The organism is Chryseobacterium sp. JJR-5R (assembly GCF_034047335.1).
Classification (GTDB): domain Bacteria; phylum Bacteroidota; class Bacteroidia; order Flavobacteriales; family Weeksellaceae; genus Chryseobacterium.
Map to the genome: position 1 here is coordinate 1,027,289 of NZ_CP139137.1, position 17,602 is coordinate 1,044,890.

13 protein-coding genes are annotated in these 17,602 nt (G+C 42.8%); 1 reads left to right on the plus strand and 12 read right to left on the minus strand.

Going from position 1 to position 17,602, the window contains the following annotated elements; genetic code table 11:
- The first annotated feature begins 165 nt into the window (after window positions 1-165).
- On the plus strand, window positions 166-3,003 hold the full coding sequence (gene polA / locus SD427_RS04825) for a DNA polymerase I (RefSeq protein ID WP_320561016.1): 2,838 nt from the start codon (window positions 166-168) through the stop codon (window positions 3,001-3,003).
- Window positions 3,004-3,090: 87 nt separating this feature from the next.
- Here polA and SD427_RS04830 read toward each other — a convergent pair whose 3' ends face one another.
- From SD427_RS04830 to SD427_RS04885, 12 genes are all read right to left on the minus strand, one after another.
- Entirely contained in the window at window positions 3,091-3,699 is a 609-nt protein-coding gene (locus SD427_RS04830; RefSeq protein ID WP_320560153.1) for a hypothetical protein, read from the minus strand.
- Between the two features lie 93 nt (window positions 3,700-3,792).
- Window positions 3,793-4,191, minus strand: coding sequence for an immunity 22 family protein (locus SD427_RS04835; protein WP_320560154.1), 399 nt, complete (start codon window positions 4,189-4,191; stop codon window positions 3,793-3,795).
- A 453-nt stretch (window positions 4,192-4,644) separates the two neighbouring features.
- Window positions 4,645-5,202: a YdeI/OmpD-associated family protein gene (locus SD427_RS04840; RefSeq protein WP_320560155.1), complete on the minus strand. Its 558-nt coding sequence runs from the start codon at window positions 5,200-5,202 to the stop codon at window positions 4,645-4,647.
- Window positions 5,199-5,708, minus strand: a complete 510-nt coding sequence (locus SD427_RS04845; protein ID WP_320560156.1) for a hypothetical protein — start codon at window positions 5,706-5,708, stop codon at window positions 5,199-5,201. The genes SD427_RS04840 and SD427_RS04845 overlap by 4 nt, the downstream gene beginning before the upstream one ends.
- A 12-nt stretch (window positions 5,709-5,720) precedes the next feature.
- A complete protein-coding gene (locus tag SD427_RS04850; protein ID WP_320560157.1) occupies window positions 5,721-6,263 on the minus strand; it encodes an HD domain-containing protein in 543 nt (180 codons plus the stop codon).
- Between the two features lie 495 nt (window positions 6,264-6,758).
- Window positions 6,759-8,474, minus strand: a complete 1,716-nt coding sequence (locus SD427_RS04855) for an ATP-binding protein (RefSeq protein WP_320560158.1) — start codon at window positions 8,472-8,474, stop codon at window positions 6,759-6,761.
- 4 nt (window positions 8,475-8,478) lie between these two features.
- Complete coding sequence (locus SD427_RS04860; RefSeq protein WP_320560159.1) at window positions 8,479-9,588, minus strand: sensor protein KdpD; 1,110 nt, start codon at window positions 9,586-9,588, stop codon at window positions 8,479-8,481.
- A gap of 262 nt (window positions 9,589-9,850) precedes the next feature.
- Window positions 9,851-10,936, minus strand: coding sequence for a porin (locus SD427_RS04865; RefSeq protein WP_320560160.1), 1,086 nt, complete (start codon window positions 10,934-10,936; stop codon window positions 9,851-9,853).
- Window positions 10,937-11,031: 95 nt separating this feature from the next.
- Window positions 11,032-11,580 carry a potassium-transporting ATPase subunit C gene (locus SD427_RS04870; protein ID WP_320560161.1) on the minus strand — a complete coding sequence of 183 codons (549 nt, stop codon included), beginning with the start codon at window positions 11,578-11,580 and terminating at the stop codon, window positions 11,032-11,034.
- 100 nt (window positions 11,581-11,680) lie between these two features.
- The gene (gene kdpB / locus SD427_RS04875; RefSeq protein WP_320560162.1) at window positions 11,681-13,720 is read right to left on the minus strand and encodes a potassium-transporting ATPase subunit KdpB; all 2,040 of its coding nucleotides are present in this window, start codon (window positions 13,718-13,720) and stop codon (window positions 11,681-11,683) included.
- 121 nt (window positions 13,721-13,841) lie between these two features.
- On the minus strand, window positions 13,842-15,536 hold the full coding sequence (gene kdpA / locus SD427_RS04880; RefSeq protein WP_320560163.1) for a potassium-transporting ATPase subunit KdpA: 1,695 nt from the start codon (window positions 15,534-15,536) through the stop codon (window positions 13,842-13,844).
- 448 nt (window positions 15,537-15,984) lie between these two features.
- Window positions 15,985-17,310 carry a sigma-54 dependent transcriptional regulator gene (locus SD427_RS04885; protein WP_320560164.1) on the minus strand — a complete coding sequence of 442 codons (1,326 nt, stop codon included), beginning with the start codon at window positions 17,308-17,310 and terminating at the stop codon, window positions 15,985-15,987.
- Between the last annotated feature and the right edge of the window lie 292 nt (window positions 17,311-17,602).

Below are 17,602 nucleotides of genomic sequence, written 5' to 3' on the forward strand. Positions count from 1 at the left end.
GTAATAAGCTTCGTCAGACATTATATTTTTTATATAAATGCCTTCAGATTCTTCAAGAGAGATTCTTTCAGTGTTCAGTTTAAATAAACGGTTAAATTCATTTCCATAGAATGTAGTTTCAGGAAAAAGAAAACTAATTTCTTATATTTGTTCTTTATGAAAGATATGGACGCGACACAAGATAAAAGGCTGTTTCTTATTGATGCCTATGCAATGATTTTCAGAGGATATTACGCATTGATCAGAAATCCGAGGCTTACCAGCAAAGGGGTGGATACTTCTGCGATTTTCGGATTCAGCAATTCCCTGATTGAGCTCATCAGAAGAGAAAGGCCGTCCCACCTGGCTGTGGTCTTCGATGTAGGAGAAGCCAGCATCAGGACTGTGGATTTTCTTGATTATAAAGCGAACAGAAGCGAAACACCGGAAGCTATTAAAGCAGCTATTCCCTATATCCACAGGATTCTGCAGGCAATGCATATCCCTATTTTGGGCGTGCCGGGCTATGAAGCGGATGATGTCATCGGGACCATTGCCTGCAAGGCGGAAAAAGAAGGCTATACCATTTTCATGGTAACGCCGGATAAAGATTTTGCCCAGCTGGTTACGGATAAAATCAAAATATACAAGCCGGGACTGAAAGGCAGTGAGGTGGAAATTCTCGGTGTTGAAGAAGTAAAAGCCAAATACCAGATCGAAAACCCGAAGCAGGTAATTGATTTTCTTGCGATGATGGGGGATTCCGTGGATAATATCCCGGGGCTTGAAGGGGTAGGGGAAAAAACCGCCATGAAATTCCTTAAAGAATACGGAAGTATTGAAAACCTTTTAGCCAATACCCACGAACTTAAAGGAAAGCTTAAAGAAAAAGTGGAGGCCTCTGCAGAAAGGGGGATTTTATCTAAAAAATTAGCCACTATTATCTGTGATGTACCGGTGGAATTTCATCAGGAACAATATGATCTCGATACTCCGGATTTTGAAAAAGTAAAAGAAGTATTTGATGAAATTGAATTCAGAAGGCTCTATGACAACCTGTACAGGGCTTTTGCGCCTGCGTCAACAGGAACTGCTGTACCGGCAGAAATTGAAGTCAAAACAGCGGAAACGCCTCAGCAGAAAGTGGCCCAGGCCGTAGGCCAGCTGGACCTTTTTGCTACCTATGAGGAACTGGAGCAGGAAACATCTACAAAATCTACCATTGAGCACAACGACCACCTGTACCAGTTTGTGGATAATCCTAAGGCACAGAAAATGCTGGTGAACAATCTTCTCAGGCAGAAGGTGGTGTGTTTCGATACGGAAACCACTTCGCTTAATGAACTGGAAGCCGAACTGGTAGGCATGAGCTTTTCTTACAAAAAAGGATTGGCGTACTATATCCCTTTACCGGAGGACCAAAGCGAGGTTTTACAGACCCTGGAAATTTTCAGGCCGTTTTTTGAGAAAGAAGATCTTGTAAAAGTCGCACATAACTTAAAATTTGACTATAAAATACTTCAGCGGTACAACATTACGGTAAAAGGGGCTATGTTCGATACCATGATTGCCCATTACCTGCTGAACCCGGACGGAAGGCACGGAATGGATTACCTTTCGGAAATATATCTGAGCTATAAGCCCGTTTCCATTGAAACCATCATCGGGAAAAAAGGGAAAAACCAGGGCAGTTTCAGGGATGCGGATCTCAGGACACAGACGGATTATGCTGCTGAAGATGCCGATGTAACTTTCCAGCTGTATGAATTGTTTGCGCCGCAGCTGAAAAAAGAAAACCTGGAAGACCTTTTTTTCAACATAGAAATGCCTTTAATGGAAGTACTGGCCAAAATGGAGCTGGCCGGGATTTCCATGGATGAAAAATGGCTGGCCCAGGAAAGCATTGACCTTGAAAATGATTTAAGGCAGCTGGAATCCAAAATCTTTGAACTTTCCGGAGAAGAATTCAATATGAACTCGCCCAAGCAGCTGGGAGAAATCCTGTTTGAGAAAATGGGGCTGGACCCGAAAGCAAAAAAAACCAAAACAGGGCAGTATGCCACCTCAGAGGATATCCTCCAGAAGCTGTCTTCAAAACATGAAATTATCAAGCATATCCTGGAATACAGGACCTATCAGAAATTAAAATCGACATACGTTGATGCACTGCCGTCACAGATTGAAAAGACAGATAACCGGGTACATACCAATTTCTCGCAGACGACCGCTGCAACAGGCCGTCTGGCCAGTGTAAACCCGAACCTGCAGAATATCCCGATCCGGACGCTGAGAGGACAGCAGATCCGGGGAGCGTTTGTGGCCGGAGAGGGGAAGAAAATCATTTCTGCCGATTATTCCCAGATCGAACTCCGTCTGATTGCCGAAATTTCCGGGGAGGAAAATATGATCAAAGCGTTTCAGAGCGGGGAAGACATTCACGCTTCCACTGCAGCAAGGCTGTTCAACATTCCGCTGGAAGAAGTTTCCAAAACCCAGAGGGGGCAGGCAAAAACCGTGAATTTCGGGATCCTCTACGGTCAGGGCGCTTTTGCACTGGCCGAACAGACGGGATTGTCCAGAAGTGAAGCCAAGCAGATGATTGAATCCTATTTTGCTACGTATCCTAACCTGAAGGCATATATGGCGGAACAGGTAAAAAAAGCACGCGAGACCGGTTATGTGGAAACCATTCTGGGAAGAAAACGCCACCTGAAAGATATCAGCTCCAACAACTTTGTGGTGCGGGCCCACGCCGAAAGAAATGCCGTAAATGCACCGATACAGGGAAGTGCTGCAGATGTGGTGAAAATGGCCATGATTAAAATTCAGAAAGAACTGGAAAAAGAAAAAATGCAGACCAGAATGCTGCTTCAGGTTCATGACGAACTCGTTTTCGAATCTCCGGTGGATGAGGTAGAACTGGCCACCAACATCATTAAAATGGAAATGGAAAACGCCATTGAGACGCAGGTTCCTTTATTGGTGGAAGTTGGCGTAGGGAATAACTGGCTGGAAGCGCATTAGGTCAATTAAATTCTAGCATATAAAAGCAAAACTTTCATTAGCAAATGAAAGTTTTGTTATTTATTCTGGCATGTAAAAAAGATGATTTTACTTTTTCAGTTTTTCAATCTCCTTTTTCATTTTCTTTTCCCAGTCCTTACCGTTTCTCTTTTCCAGGTATGGTTGTACGGTTTCTTTATACTTTTTCTGCCCTTCGGTTTCAACAGCATCAATGATACAGCCCGTATTTTGATAATGGATTCCGTACCGGTGTTCAATACTGTCAATTTTTCCGTCCAGGTCGTTAGCGATGGCAAAATCTCCGGCAAACCTGAATACAATGCTGTCTTTTTTAATGTCTTTTTTTGCCTGTTGGATATATTCATTTCCTCTTTGTGTAATTGCTTTTTCAGCTGAAAGATAAGCATCAACGGAGGCATAGATTAAATAACCAAGCAGTAAGGCACACAATAGAGTATAGATGAAGAGGAATTTGTTTTTTGCAGTAAGATTTTTAATTTTCAAGGTACTGATCATCCATGAAACTAAAGCAAGAAAAGCCAGTACAATAAAAAGATAAATAGCATCACTCAGCCGGATGTAGCTCCAAAAATCCATGATCCAAGGGTAATTAATAAAAGCAGTTCCCAGCATGTAGGCACAGAAAACACAGATCAGAACAATAATGTTGAGGGTCAGAAGTTTTTTTGAAATCATTTTTATTTCCCGGTCTATATTTCTTTAAATATAAGAATCGGCAGGTTATCATTGCCGAACAATTTCAGGCCGCACGATTTTCATTTCTCTATTTTAGATACTAAACTCAATCCCTCCCATATACACCAGGGAAAAAGCTTCATTTTCTACGGAAACCGGCTTCGGAACCTGGCCCCTGTTTAAAAAGATAATGGAATTGATATCAGATTTCATATTAAGCTCATTGATCCTGTTCAGCAGGATAGGCAGCCACTGTTCCGCAAATGAATAGCCTGAAAACTTTTCGTAAAATGTCCGGTCCCCGTCCTCAAAACCATATTCTACAAAATCATGGTCCAGCCACACGGTATCCTGCGATTCGGCAAACTTTGAAATATAGGTGTCATCAGATTCTTCCAGAAGATAATAGTTTTCATCTTCCTCCACAAAATCATAAAAATCTTCTTCACTGTTGAAATTTCCTATCCAGAAATCTAATGTATCTGTATTCATTGATCAGTTCTTTATTTTGAACGCCAAAGTTATGACAATTTTTAAAAGTAATCCAGGGTTAAAACCGCCATAAGAAACATAACAGCAAAATAATACATTACGCTTGAAATAATAAGAAATACAGCAAATATAACGGTATAGGTAAAATAACCCTGCACGATAAGAATTTTTTCGATAAGTGAATTGACAGCAGAAAGCAAGAAAAAATAACCTGTGATGACGAGACTTAAAAAAACGACAAATAAAATATTTTTAATAAAATGAACCGCTGTAAAAGCTGAAAAGTCACTGAAAATAAGGTATATGCCTAAGATAATAGAAAGGCCTGATGTAATTGTATATAATATTAACCGGTTTCTTTTTTGATTTTTGTTTCTGAATAATGTAAAGAAAAAAAGATTTGAAACCCCAAAAATGATGAGTAAAAAAATAATAAATTCAGTCATATTATAATTATGTCATTCTTTTCCCCAGTTCACTGACGCGAATGGTTTTCTCCAGCCTTGCAACCCTTGTTTTCTCCTGTTTGGCGCCCATGATCCAGTGAAGCATGACTTTTATATAGGACGGAGCCTGGCTGTTGAAAAAGTTCCATGCTTCAGGATGGGACCTAAATTGTCTTTCCAGTTCAGGATCAAGCACGGCAACCCCTTTTTCATGGGAATAAATGGCCGACTTTTCCTCTTTTCTGAGTTCAAAAGCTTTTTGTCCCGCTTCAGTCATCAAACCGGCTTTTGTCAGCGCTTCCATTTTTTTTATATTAACGGCGCTCCAGATGCTCGTCGGTTTTCTGGGCGTAAAACGGATGCTGTAGCTGTCTTCGTTAATTGATCTTCTCACACCGTCAATCCAGCCGAAACACAATGCCTGATCCACAGATTCAGGCCATGTCATCGACGGTTTTCCGGTCCCGACTTTGTAGAAGCCCACCAGCAGTTCTTTTTCTGCCTGATGGTTTTCTTCAAGCCAGTTGCGGAACGCTTCCTGTTTAAGGAAAAAGGCTGCTTTCATTTTATTTGTTTTTGAAATTCAATTTTCATGATCTCATTGAATTTACCCCCTTCTGAGTACGTAATTCTTACCTTTAGACCATCATATAAATCACTGCTTCTGTTGCCTCCGAAATGATTGAATTCATAGAGTGAATGATTATAATATGTAAACGTTACAGAATTTACTTCAAAACTTTCAATTACTGATTTTCCCTCTGATGCTCTTTTATAATTTGAAATACTGCCTTCAACCTTTTTTAATGTATCAGATTCCAGTAATTTCGAAATTCTTTCAGCGGTATGATCATGATTAAAAAATTTTAAATAGATATAACAGGGAAGTGACAACGCAATAAATAAACTTATTAAAATCAGATGAATCTTTCTGTCGTCATCATTCTTTTGAAATTTTAAAACTGAGAAAAATGCAAGCATCGAAAGAATAAATATGATAAAAAAAACTGAATAAGGTTTAATCGAATGGCTTGGAGTTTCCAAAATGGACCAATAGGTATAATATTCCATTCAAAATACGGTTTATTGTAGACAGTAATATTCGCTGATCTTCTCCTGCAATCTTAGTTCAAGATAATCATTTCCGCCTTTAAGTTCCTGTAAAATTAAACGGGCTTCCGCTTTATAGTTTTTGATTTTTTGATCTGACCAATGGGATGGCGGCGTTTGGAGATTGGTAATTCTGTCGGCTAATTTCACTGCCCAGATCTCTTTCGGCTGTTCTTTAATTCTGTGTAAACTGTCCTGCATCTGATGAGTTTTTTTCAAACCGGAGTTTTTGGTTAATGCCAGGACGCCCTCTGCAACCGCTTTGCCAAAGATATTTTCAAGTTCCTGAAAAGTAGTGTCGGTATCTTCCAGGGAATCATGAAGCAGGGCAACCTGTACAGCAAACCCAAGATCAAAATCTTTTGATTTTTCAAAGGCGACCAAGATTTCCATAGCCACATTGCTTAAATGAACGGTATACGGAAGATTGGTTCCCGGGATGGTCTGGTTTTTATCGGCATGCTTCTGCGCCGCGAATTTTATGGTTTCCTGATAAACGGTTTGAATTGACATCATGGTCTAAAGGTAAGAATATTCAGGTAAATACATTTTTGTGCTCTGTTTATTGCTCGTTCCATACATCCGTATTTTATCAGTCTCAGGAATATTGAGGTTTTAATAAACTGAATTGAGCTTCATATACTTGCAATAGTTTTTAAAGTCTACCTGTTTTTATCACGGCTTCCGTCCCAAATGGAAAGAATAACCAGTTCAGATTCTGAAAATTCATGAAAAATTAAATAATTACAAATCATTTTCATACGAACATTTTCAAGATTTGTTTTTCCTGCAATAGCAGAATGTTCCGCTGATGATTGAGTTGTATCTACAATCAGCCTGTTTAATTTTATACTGAAGTTTTTAGATCTGTTTCTGAGTATCCGATATTCAGGAATTTCTTTTCTTCGATAATTCTGACTTCTTTTAATTGGGTAATTCGGTTAATTAAATCAATCTTTAAATCTGATGTATTCATCGGCTGTGAATTTAATTCAAATGTAGAAAAAATATTCAAGCCAAAGGCAGCACGAAATAAAAAGTGCTTCCATGATCCGGTAAGCTTTTCACGCCGATTTCACCATACTGCTTTTCGATGAAATTTTTGGAAATCGCAAGCCCGAGGCCGGTACCGTTCTGGTGCTCACCCGGAACCTGGAAATAGCGGTCAAAGATCTGGCGGTGGTATTTTTCGTCAATCCCTTTTCCGGTATCCGTAATGCTGAACCGCACCGATGAGGCCTGCCTTTCAACGGTAACGGCAATACGTTCTTCCTGAAAAGAATGTTTGATGGCGTTGCTCAGGAAATTATTCATGACCCAGACCGTTTTATCAAAATCAGCGGAAACAAAATCTTGGTCCCCGGTTAAATATTGGGCAGTAATGGAAATGCTCTTCTGTTCCGCGAGCTTTTCCACATTTTTTATCGCGGCCTGGACCATCTCTTTAGGGTTGCAGCTTTCGATCTGCAGGCGGATGTTGCCGGTTTCCACCTGGGAAAGGTTAAGGAGCTCGCCTGTGATATCCAGCAGTCGCTGCCCGTCTTCATTAATGCTTTTTAAAAGTTCCTGCTGCTGCTCATTCAGGGTTCCGAACTTCTGGTTTTCCAACAGCTGGACCCCCATTTTAATCGCGGAAATCGGTGTTTTGAGTTCATGCGAGATGGTGGCAATAAAATTGGTTTTGGCAAAATCCAGTTCTTTGAAAGGGGTGATATTCCGCAGCAGAATAACTTTTCCGATGTTCTTTTTTTCCTTTTCTCCGGTTTTTACAATGTTAATCGGTATAATTTCCTGCTCAAAATAGTTTTCTTTGTGGTCCGCCACAATTTTAATCGGTTCCTTGGCAGGATTTTCAGCGTTTTTGAGAAGCTCCCGGATGAGATCATTGTTAAGAGCAACTTCATGGGCCGTCTTTCCGATCATTTCCTCTTTTTTAAGGTTGGTGATTTTCAGGGCTTCATCATTGATCATGTAAATATAGTGGTGCTCATCCAGCCCGATCACTGCGTCATGCATATTGTTAACCAGCGTTTCGATACGCTTCTTATCCATCAGCTGCTTTGAAAGTGTGCTGCTTTCATATTCCTGCAGCTTTTCCGCCATGATATTGAAAGAACGGGCAAGGTCGTTAAACTCTTCGCTTCCTTTGAAATGAACCCTCTGGTTATAATTTTTATCGGCAATCTGTCGGATGCTGAAGGTAAGCTGTTTAATAGGTTCCGCAATGGTCTGCGGTAAGTTGACCAGTAAAACCACGGCAATCAGGAAACACACCGTTCCCAGGCTGACGATCCAGAAGGTGGCATTTTCAGCGGTAATGATGGCAATATCGCTCTTCCTTTCAATGCCCTTCATATTCAGGGACATGATGGTAACCAGGTCTTCACGGATCATCTTTTCCTTTTCAACGGTAGGTTGCTGAAGGTAATCCCGGAAATGCAGGTTGAGGTTCTGCGTAGCTTCCTTTTCTCCGAATTCCGTTAGGTTTTTCTCCTGCAGGATGCTGTTTTTACGGAAATCCCTGATGGCAACGGCGCTGTCTGATGAAATCTTGTCCAGGGCCAGCAGCATATTTTTGGAGAACTCAATACTGTTGTAATTGGCGGTAAGGATTTTCTCCGTATCCGATTTTAATTTGTTGATATACACAGAGCCTATTACTGAAAGCAGGACAATCAGTAAAAACAGGAGACCGACGCCTAAGGTAAGTTTTGTTTTCAGTTTCATCAATTCAGGATAAGATAATAATATCAATCTGCCGTTCATTCAGCCGGTTCATCAGGGTATAGATCCAGCTGTAGCCGAACATGTTCTGCCATAATTTCGCATGAGGCTTTCCCATACAGACTGTACTGATGTTATGTTCAATAACATAGTCCAGAATCCCTTTATGAACGCTGCTTTCTTTTACACGCATAACTTTTGCACCCAATTCCTGTGCTAAATTAAAATTATTAATCAGATAACGCTGCTTGTCGAGGGCAATTTTTTCAAGGCTTTCCGAAGGCTTCTGGATGTACAGGACCGTCCATGCACTATTGTAATAGCTGGCCAGCCTCGCGGTTTTCCGGATGATGTTTTTAGCGACCTTTCCGTTGCTGCTGATACAGGCCAGGAATTTCACGGGTTTAAAGTTTTCTGTTTTGATCTCCGTTTCCACTTTCTTTTCCACGTGGGTCGCCACTTCTTTCAGAGCCAGTTCACGGAGCTGCAGGATATGGCCGCCCTGGAAGAAATTCTGCAAAGCGGTCTGAATTTTCTCCTTCTTATAGATTTTCCCTTCCTTCAGCCGGGTCAGCAGTTCATCTGCCGTCAGGTCGATGTTCACCACTTCATCTGCAAAAGCCAGGATTTTATCCGGGACACGTTCCGTTACTTCAACGCCGGTAATTTTCCTTACTTCATCATTCAGGCTTTCAATATGCTGGATATTCATGGCACTGATGACATTAATGCCGTTATCCAGGATTTCCAGCACATCCTGCCATCTTTTTTTATGCTTGGAGCCTTCCACATTGGTATGCGCCAGTTCATCCACCAGGACCACTTCGGGATGCTCATTGATTATCGCCTGAAGGTCCATTTCCTCCAGGCTTTTTCCTTTATAGAAAACAGATTTCCGGGCAATTTCCGGGAGGCCTTCTGTCAACGCCTTGGTTTCTTCGCGGTCGTGCGTTTCTATGTAACCGATCTTGACATCAATGCCGTTCCGCAGTAGGGAATGCGCTTCCTGAAGCATACGGAATGTCTTGCCCACACCCGCGCTCATCCCGATATAGATTTTGAATTTTCCTTTCCGGGATTTCTGAATCAGTTCTAAAAAATCTTGTGCTGAAGGCATGGATTTAATTCTTTTTAATTGTATTTTCCGGATCACGACAGTATTGTTTACAGGAGGGAAGCTTGAGGCAGAGGCAGGAGCGTGATCATCCCTTTAAGTCGGCTTCATGCTCTTGCTAAGGACATCTGGGTTTAAAAATTTCTAAATATGTACCTTTTATTTTCGATGCTTTTAAGCTTAACGAGAAAACAAGCAGTTAGATTCTGTAGTTTTGAATTGGGCAATCGCTCTTCTCAGGCTTCCGTCATGAATTTTCAATTTCTCAAAACCACGCTGCAAGGCTTGTGGTAATAAAGAAGTTCCCTTTGCTGAATGTATCATTTTTTACAAAAACAGCATCTCTGGAAGTGAATCCTCTGGCTTCCGTACGGAATAATACATTTTTAAAAATGGCATAATCCAGATTCAGGGAATATCCGAAAGTCTGAAAGCCGTTCGGTGTTCCGGTGCTGATAATCACGCCGTTCTCATCACTATAATATTCCAGTCTTCCGGCAAGCGCCCATTGGTCATTCAGCTGATATTTCATCAGGACATTCGGACTGTACCAAAGGTTGTACTGCTCACTTCCTTTTTCCTTCTGTTCAGCACCGATATCGAAGCCCAGTGTGGTCGAGAATTGATCTGTCAGCTGGAAATTCCCGAAAAGATCATGAAAGTAACGCATTTTTTTGGCTGCCTGAGGTTTGTCGTTGCCGATGAAAGAGCTGCTGTTCAGGGTAATCTTATCGTTCGGCTTATACGTTACCTGATGGCCGAATGACAGGGTCTGATTGCCTTCCGGTCTGGCAATCCGCTGCCATCCGTTCAGAACCATTCCGCTTACGAACCATTTGCCGTTATCCGTGGTGTAGGAAACCTTGGCTCCCGTTTCAAAATAAGGGGAATTTTCCGCGGCAAGGCTTCTTGTCAGGTTGATGTTGTCTTTCCCGATGGCACTTTCCCAGCCGATGTGGGAAGGCATGATCCCGGCATCGATCCACAGGTTTTTATTTTTGGAAATCTTAATCCCGATATTCGCTTCGTTCACGTACCGCAGTGCATCCTGTTCGGCAGCCAGGTTATCCTGGGCATAGGTTCCTGCCATCAGCGCGAGGTTGGCACGCATATTTTCACTTTGGTAGGCTGCTTTAACAAGCCCCAGGTTCAGATTGACCTCATTGTGCCGGTTGTAGGAATACAGAAAATTCTGGCGCATGTGATTGGCGGGTTCATTAAAATCATACGTGTAGAAAAGCTCCGCGTATGCAGAAAAACTGATTTTAGGCTGGGCAGCCAGGGAATCTGAAGACTGCGCTTTCGGGAAAAACACGCCCAGAATGAATGCTGTGATGATGTATTTTTTCATTTGACTGATGTGTATAGCAATATCTATACTTTATTAAAACTTTATATATGGGTGATGTGATGTGATGTGATGTGATGTAGTTTTTTCAAGAAAAATTAATTCATCTGGTCTAAAGCGATATTTAATTTCAGGACATTGATTTTTGAAGGTCCGAACAGTGTTTGTTCTGTCTGTCTTTTGATGAGTTCTTCGATTCTTTCTGCCGCTATTTTGCGTTCTTCAGCAATTCTCAGAACCTGATACCGGGCTCCTTCTTCAGAAATATCAGGGTCCAGGCCGCTTCCGCTTGCCGTTACCAGTTCTACGGGAACCTTTGTATTGGCCATTCCCGGATTCTGCATTTTCAGGGTATCGATTCTTTTCTGAACCGTTTCCAGGTATTCTTCATTACTGGGCCCTTTGTTGCTTCCTGCGCTTCCTGCGGCATTATAATCCACAGCGGAAGGTCGGCCGTGAAAATATTTCGGAGATTTGAAATCCTGTCCGATATTGGCGTAAAATTTTTGGCCCTTATAACGGATGATTTCTGCGTTTCCCTGAGTGGGTAAAATTTTAGAACCTGCGTAAACAATACCTGAATAAATTCCCACGATAACGAGCATAACGAGGGTCAGCCTGAGTGCAGATAAAATATGATTTTTCATTTTGATTCAATTTTTTGGTTAATGAATGTAATAACAGGAGAGACGGATGATGGAAATTTATCGTCGGTATTCCTCCGGGCTTCCTACTTCGGCTTTCTGTCTAAAAGAACAAACTGATGAACAGATCAATCAATTTTATTCCGATGAATGGTGCGATAATCCCGCCCAGACCGTAGATCAGAAGATTTCTTCTCAGCAATGCACTGGCACCGATCGGTTTGTAAGCCACTCCTTTCAACGCCAGCGGAATCAGAACCGGGATAATAATGGCATTAAAAATAATCGCGGATAAAATAGCAGATTCCGGGCTGTGAAGTTTCATGATATTCAGTTTCTGAAGCGCCGGGATAAATGTGATAAAGAGCGCCGGGATAATAGCGAAATATTTAGCCACGTCATTCGCGATACTGAATGTGGTAAGCGTCCCGCGGGTCATCAGCAGCTGTTTCCCGATTTCTACAATTTCAATCAGTTTTGTAGGGTCGTTATCCAGATCAACCATGTTTCCCGCCTCTTTGGCGGCCGCAGTTCCGCTGTTCATGGCAACGCCCACATCAGCCTGGGCAAGGGCAGGCGCATCATTGGTTCCGTCTCCCATCATAGCCACCAGCTTTCCTTCCTGCTGTTCTTTTTTAATATAGTTCATTTTGTCTTCCGGCCTGGCTTCGGCAATAAAATCATCCACGCCGGCTTTTTCAGCAATAAATTTTGCAGTTAAAGGATTGTCACCGGTCACCATTACCGTTTTCACACCCATTTTTCTCAGCCGCTGGAAACGTTCCTGGATGCCGGTCTTGATAATATCCTGCAGCTCAATGACGCCCCATACTTTTTCATTAACGGAAACTACCAGCGGCGTTCCTCCGTTTTCAGAGATCTGGGTTACGGCTTCCTGGGTTTCTTGTGGGAAAATATTCCCGGCTTTTTCAGTAAGCTTTTTAATCGTATCATACGCACCTTTCCGGATTCTTGTGTTTTCAAAATCTATCCCTGAAGTTCTGGTTTCAGCGGTAAATTCAATGTAGACAGGATTAGGGACCAGCAATTCCTCAGATTTTAACTGGCTTAATTCGATGATGGATTTTCCCTCCGGTGTTTCATCCGCTACAGAGCTCAGGGCTGAGGCTCTGATGAATTCGTTGAGATCGGTTCCGTGGGCCTGGTGAAACTGTGTGGCTTTCCGGTTCCCGATGGTGATGGTTCCTGTTTTATCCAGAAGCAGGACATCGATATCACCGGCGGTTTCAACTGCTTTCCCGCTTTTGGTAATCACGTTGGCCCTCAGCGCCCGGTCCATCCCTGCAATCCCGATTGCAGAGAGCAGGCCGCCGATCGTTGTCGGAATCAGACAAACGAAAAGTGAAATGAATGCTGCAATGGTGATCGGCGTCTGCGCATAGTCTGCAAAAGGTTTAAGGGAGACGGTAACGATGATAAAGGTCAGCGTAAATCCAGCTAATAATATGGTTAATGCGATTTCGTTGGGTGTTTTCTGTCTTGAAGCCCCTTCCACAAGGGCAATCATCTGATCCAGGAAAGATTCTCCGGGCCTGGTGGTCACCTTCACCTTAATCCTGTCGGAAAGTACTTTGGTGCCTCCCGTTACGGAGCTTTTGTCACCTCCTGCTTCACGGATGACGGGGGCACTTTCCCCGGTGATGGCAGATTCGTCAATGGTAGCGAGCCCTTCGATGATTTCGCCGTCCATCGGGATCTGGTCGCCTGCTTCGCAGAGGAAGATGTCGCCCAGCGTCATATCGGCAGATTTTTTTAAAACCGTTTCTACCTGAAACCCCGGTTTTTGGTCAACGACTACTTTTGCAGGGGTTTCTTCACGGGTTTTCCTTAACGTATCCGCCTGGGCTTTTCCTCTGGCTTCAGCAATGGCCTCAGCGAAATTGGCAAATAAAACCGTAAAGAATAAGATGATAAATACCAGGAAATTATAAGCGAAGCTGCCCTGGGAATGATCTCCCGTTAAGCTGAATATGCTTACAATGAGCATGACCGCCGTTCCGATTTCCACCAGGAACATAACCGGGTTTTTAAACATGATTTTAGGATTCAGCTTGACGAAGGACTGTTGGATGGCCTCGTTAACCAGATCTTTCTGAAACAATGTCTGTGATTGATTTTTCATTGCTTGAATGGTTGTATTTTGAATTTAATTTGAACCCTTAAGAAGATGTAAGATATCAGGAACACGAAGTTTGCTGAATATTTCTATACTCCTCTTTTCCGGATGGTCCAAATAATTTTAATTATTTAGAAAAATGTTGTAGTTGTTCTGCAATCGGGCCTAGCGTCAGTGCAGGGAAGAATGACAGGGCGGCAATCAGCAGAATTACGGCTAAGGTCATAAATCCGAAGGTAGCGGTATCGGTCTTCAGCGTTCCTGCGCTTTCCGGGATGTATTTTTTTCCGGCCAGTAATCCTGCAATCGCAATCGGGCCGATAATCGGGATGAACCTTGAAAGCAGTAAGACGATTCCTGTTGAGATATTCCACCAGGGTGTATTGTCGCCCAGGCCTTCAAACCCGGAACCGTTATTGGCAGAAGAGGACGTGAATTCATACAGCATTTCACTGAATCCGTGAAATCCGGGATTGTTCAGCGTTTTGGCTCCTAATTCCGGCAGATATGCTGTCAATGCGGTTCCGGCAAGGATCAGGAACGGATGGAATAAAGCGACAATCATGGCGATCTTCATTTCTTTGGCTTCAATCTTCTTACCTAAAAATTCAGGTGTCCTTCCGACCATCAGGCCGCTCATAAATACAGCAAGGATAATAAAGATAAAATAGTTGAGGATCCCTACGCCGCAGCCTCCGTAGAAGCAGTTGATCATCATGGCCAGCAACTGGTTCATTCCGGAAAGCGGCATGGTACTGTCATGCATAGCGTTCACGGAACCCGTTGAGATTACCGTTGTAGCAATGCTCCAGTAGGCAGAAGCGGCGCTTCCGAAACGGATTTCCTTCCCTTCCATCGCGCCGAGGTGAGAATCGGTTCCCATTTGGGTAATCAGTGGGTTCCCGTTGGTTTCATTGATAACATTCGGAACGGTGAGGGCGAGAAATCCTACCGTCATGACGGTAAAAATGACCCATGAAAGTTTTCTTTTCTTCAAATAAAATCCAAGAGCAAATACCAATGCAAACGGAATAATCATCTGGGTAACCATTTCGGTTATATTCGTCAGGTAATTCGGGTTTTCAAGCGGGTGTGCCGAGTTGGCCCCGAAAAATCCGCCGCCGTTCGTTCCGAGATGCTTGATGGCAATAAAAGCTGCCGCCGGGCCTCTGGAAACTTCAACATCCTGCCCTTCCAGCGTAGTGATATGATCTTTGCCTTCAAATGTCATCGGGCTGCCGTTGGCAGAAAGAATAAATGCCACCACAATACTGATAGGAACCAGGATTCTGGTAACGGATCTGGTGAAGAAGTCGTAAAAATTACCGAGTTCCGTAGTCGTTTTATCTTTAAATGCCTTGAACAGTACAGCCATTGCTGCCATTCCTGTAGCGGCTGTTACAAACTGCAGGAACATCAGATACAGCTGGCTCAGATAGCTTACGCCCGTTTCCCCGGAATAATGCTGCAAATTACAGTTGACCAGGAAAGAGATGGCCGTATTGAAGGCGAGGTCCGGAGACATATCCGGGTTGCCGTCCGGATTGAGGGGAAGCCAGGACTGGTTGGACAAGATGAAAAACCCCAGTATAAGCCAGACTACATTGATGGTCAGCAGAGCATACATATTCTGCTTCCAGGTCATCTGCCTGTCAGGGTTGATTCCTGAGATTTTATAAATTAAGTTTTCAACCGGCTGAAAAATTCTGTCTGAAAGGTTTTTTTTATACCCGTAAACATCAGCAATATATTTCCCTAAGAAAATACCGATAACCAATGTGATGGCAAACATGGCAATTATGCCTAAGATTTCTGTATTCATGATTGTTGGTTAAAATTTTTCAGGTTTTATCAGGACGTAGCAGATATACCCAAATGCGAGTAGGGAAAGGAAAAATAAGCTCCACATAATTTTTATATTTGGTCAAAGAATTCAACGGATTTGTATAAGAGCCAGAACATGCCTGCACACAGCAGGATCAAACCGATGGTCATCATACCGCTGTAATTAATGTTAGGATGGTAAAGACTGCGTACGAAACAATCAGCCGGCTGAATACTGAGTGCTCCTGTTTTCTGAACGTTTTTCTTGAAACTGTCATTTTTTTAAATATTTTATTCTGTACGGTTAATGCCAAAATAAAGTCCATTATGCAGGTTTTTGGCTTAAGTAGTTTATCTTCAGTGGTTTGTTTGTTTTTAAGGTGCTTCCGGGAAACAAAAAAGCCTATCAGAATGATAGGCCCGTTATTAAAATGATAGGGTTTAATTTATCTCAGATTGTATTCTTCCAGTTTTCGGTACAGCGTAGCAATCCCGATTTCAAGTAGCCTTGAAGCCTCTGCCTTATTGCCTTTGGTATACTGCAAAACTTTTAAAATATGTTCTTTCTCCAGAGACCTGATGCTTAAGGAATCCTGATCCGCAGGAATTTTTGCTGCATACAGGGGAAGGCTTTCTCCATCCAGCATATTATTGTTCATAAGGATCAGGCTTCTTTCCACCGTATTGCGGAGCTCCCGGATGTTTCCTTTCCAGTCGTTTTTTTCCAGGATCTTATAATATTCCGGCAGTACCTGAATTGCAGGCAGGTGCATTTTTTCAGAAAAAATGCTGACAAAGCCTTTCGCCAGGGCTTTTATATCATCTTTCCTTTCGCGGAGCGCCGGCAGCCTGATTTCAAAGATATTCAGCCTGAAATATAAATCTTCCCTGAAATTCCCGTTCCTGATTTCTTCTTCGAGGTTTCTGTTGGTAGCGGCAATCAAACGGAAATCTGATCTGGAAACTTTGGTTTCCCCCATTTTGATGAACTCTTTGGTTTCCAATACACGAAGCAGCTTGGCCTGAAGTTCTACCGGCATTTCACCGATTTCATCCAGAAATAAAGTCCCTCCGGCAGCCTCTTCCACAAGGCCTTTCTTATCTTTTACCGCTCCCGTAAATGATCCGGCTTTGTGCCCGAAAAGCTCGCTTTCCAGGATTTCTTTGCTGAAGGCGGAACAGTTGATGGCCACGAAGCTGTTTTTCTTCCGGTCGCTTCCCTCATGGATGGCGTTGGCAAAAACTTCTTTCCCGGTTCCGGTTTCCCCGGTGAGGAGGACAGTCGCATCCGTAAGTGCAACCCTTTCCGCCAGCTTTTTGGCCTGGAGGATCTGGGGTGAAGTCCCGATAATGCTTTCAAATCCTTTTTGTGCCGTATTTTTCCGGACGATCCCGGATTTATTATGTTTTGCCTTTTCCAGGGCTTTGTATACCAGAGGAATAATTTTCTCATTGTCGTCACCTTTTACCAGATAGTCATAGGCTCCGTTTTTCATCGCTTGGACGGCATCCGTAATATTTCCGAAGGCCGTCATTAAGATTATTTCCAGATAGGGATATTTCGTCTTTACGGATTTGATCAGATCAACCCCGAATGCATCGGGGAGGCGGACATCGCTTAAGACCACATCAAACTCATGCTGTTCCAGCATGGTCATTGCCGAACGGGCCGTTGAGGCTTGTTTTACATTAAAATCTTCCTGGGAAAGGATCATTCCCAAAAGTTTCAGGAGCTTGATTTCATCATCAATAATCAGAATGGTTCCGGACATGGTATGGTGTGTGTTTTAGAAAACAGATGCAAACTTATTGAATTTATTCGGTAAGATGTGCCGGGGCCTGCATGTTTTTAGAATCTGCATCCTTTATGCCTGCCGTTCTGCCTTAGCCCGGATAGAAGCGGTTACCCCACAGCCGGAAGGTTCACGCGGAGGCGCGAGGCGTATGAGCGGATAGCCGGAAACAGCTCCTGAAACAGCTCCTGAAACAGTTGACCATCAGTTTTAACGGGAACTTTAGTTTTAATTTTTCACAAATGATGATTATAGATGCATTGGTTATAAA

What these genes read in the sequence shown, in the direction of transcription:
- polA (WP_320561016.1), top strand. Translation starts at nt 166, where the DNA reads ATGGACGCGACACAAGATAAAAGGCTGTTTCTTATTGATGCCTATGCA.
- SD427_RS04830 (WP_320560153.1), bottom strand. Translation starts at nt 3,699, where the DNA reads ATGATTTCAAAAAAACTTCTGACCCTCAACATTATTGTTCTGATCTGT.
- SD427_RS04835 (WP_320560154.1), bottom strand. Translation starts at nt 4,191, where the DNA reads ATGAATACAGATACATTAGATTTCTGGATAGGAAATTTCAACAGTGAA.
- SD427_RS04840 (WP_320560155.1), bottom strand. Translation starts at nt 5,202, where the DNA reads ATGAAAGCAGCCTTTTTCCTTAAACAGGAAGCGTTCCGCAACTGGCTT.
- SD427_RS04845 (WP_320560156.1), bottom strand. Translation starts at nt 5,708, where the DNA reads ATGGAATATTATACCTATTGGTCCATTTTGGAAACTCCAAGCCATTCG.
- SD427_RS04850 (WP_320560157.1), bottom strand. Translation starts at nt 6,263, where the DNA reads ATGATGTCAATTCAAACCGTTTATCAGGAAACCATAAAATTCGCGGCG.
- SD427_RS04855 (WP_320560158.1), bottom strand. Translation starts at nt 8,474, where the DNA reads ATGAAACTGAAAACAAAACTTACCTTAGGCGTCGGTCTCCTGTTTTTA.
- SD427_RS04860 (WP_320560159.1), bottom strand. Translation starts at nt 9,588, where the DNA reads ATGCCTTCAGCACAAGATTTTTTAGAACTGATTCAGAAATCCCGGAAA.
- SD427_RS04865 (WP_320560160.1), bottom strand. Translation starts at nt 10,936, where the DNA reads ATGAAAAAATACATCATCACAGCATTCATTCTGGGCGTGTTTTTCCCG.
- SD427_RS04870 (WP_320560161.1), bottom strand. Translation starts at nt 11,580, where the DNA reads ATGAAAAATCATATTTTATCTGCACTCAGGCTGACCCTCGTTATGCTC.
- kdpB (WP_320560162.1), bottom strand. Translation starts at nt 13,720, where the DNA reads ATGAAAAATCAATCACAGACATTGTTTCAGAAAGATCTGGTTAACGAG.
- kdpA (WP_320560163.1), bottom strand. Translation starts at nt 15,536, where the DNA reads ATGAATACAGAAATCTTAGGCATAATTGCCATGTTTGCCATCACATTG.
- SD427_RS04885 (WP_320560164.1), bottom strand. Translation starts at nt 17,310, where the DNA reads ATGTCCGGAACCATTCTGATTATTGATGATGAAATCAAGCTCCTGAAA.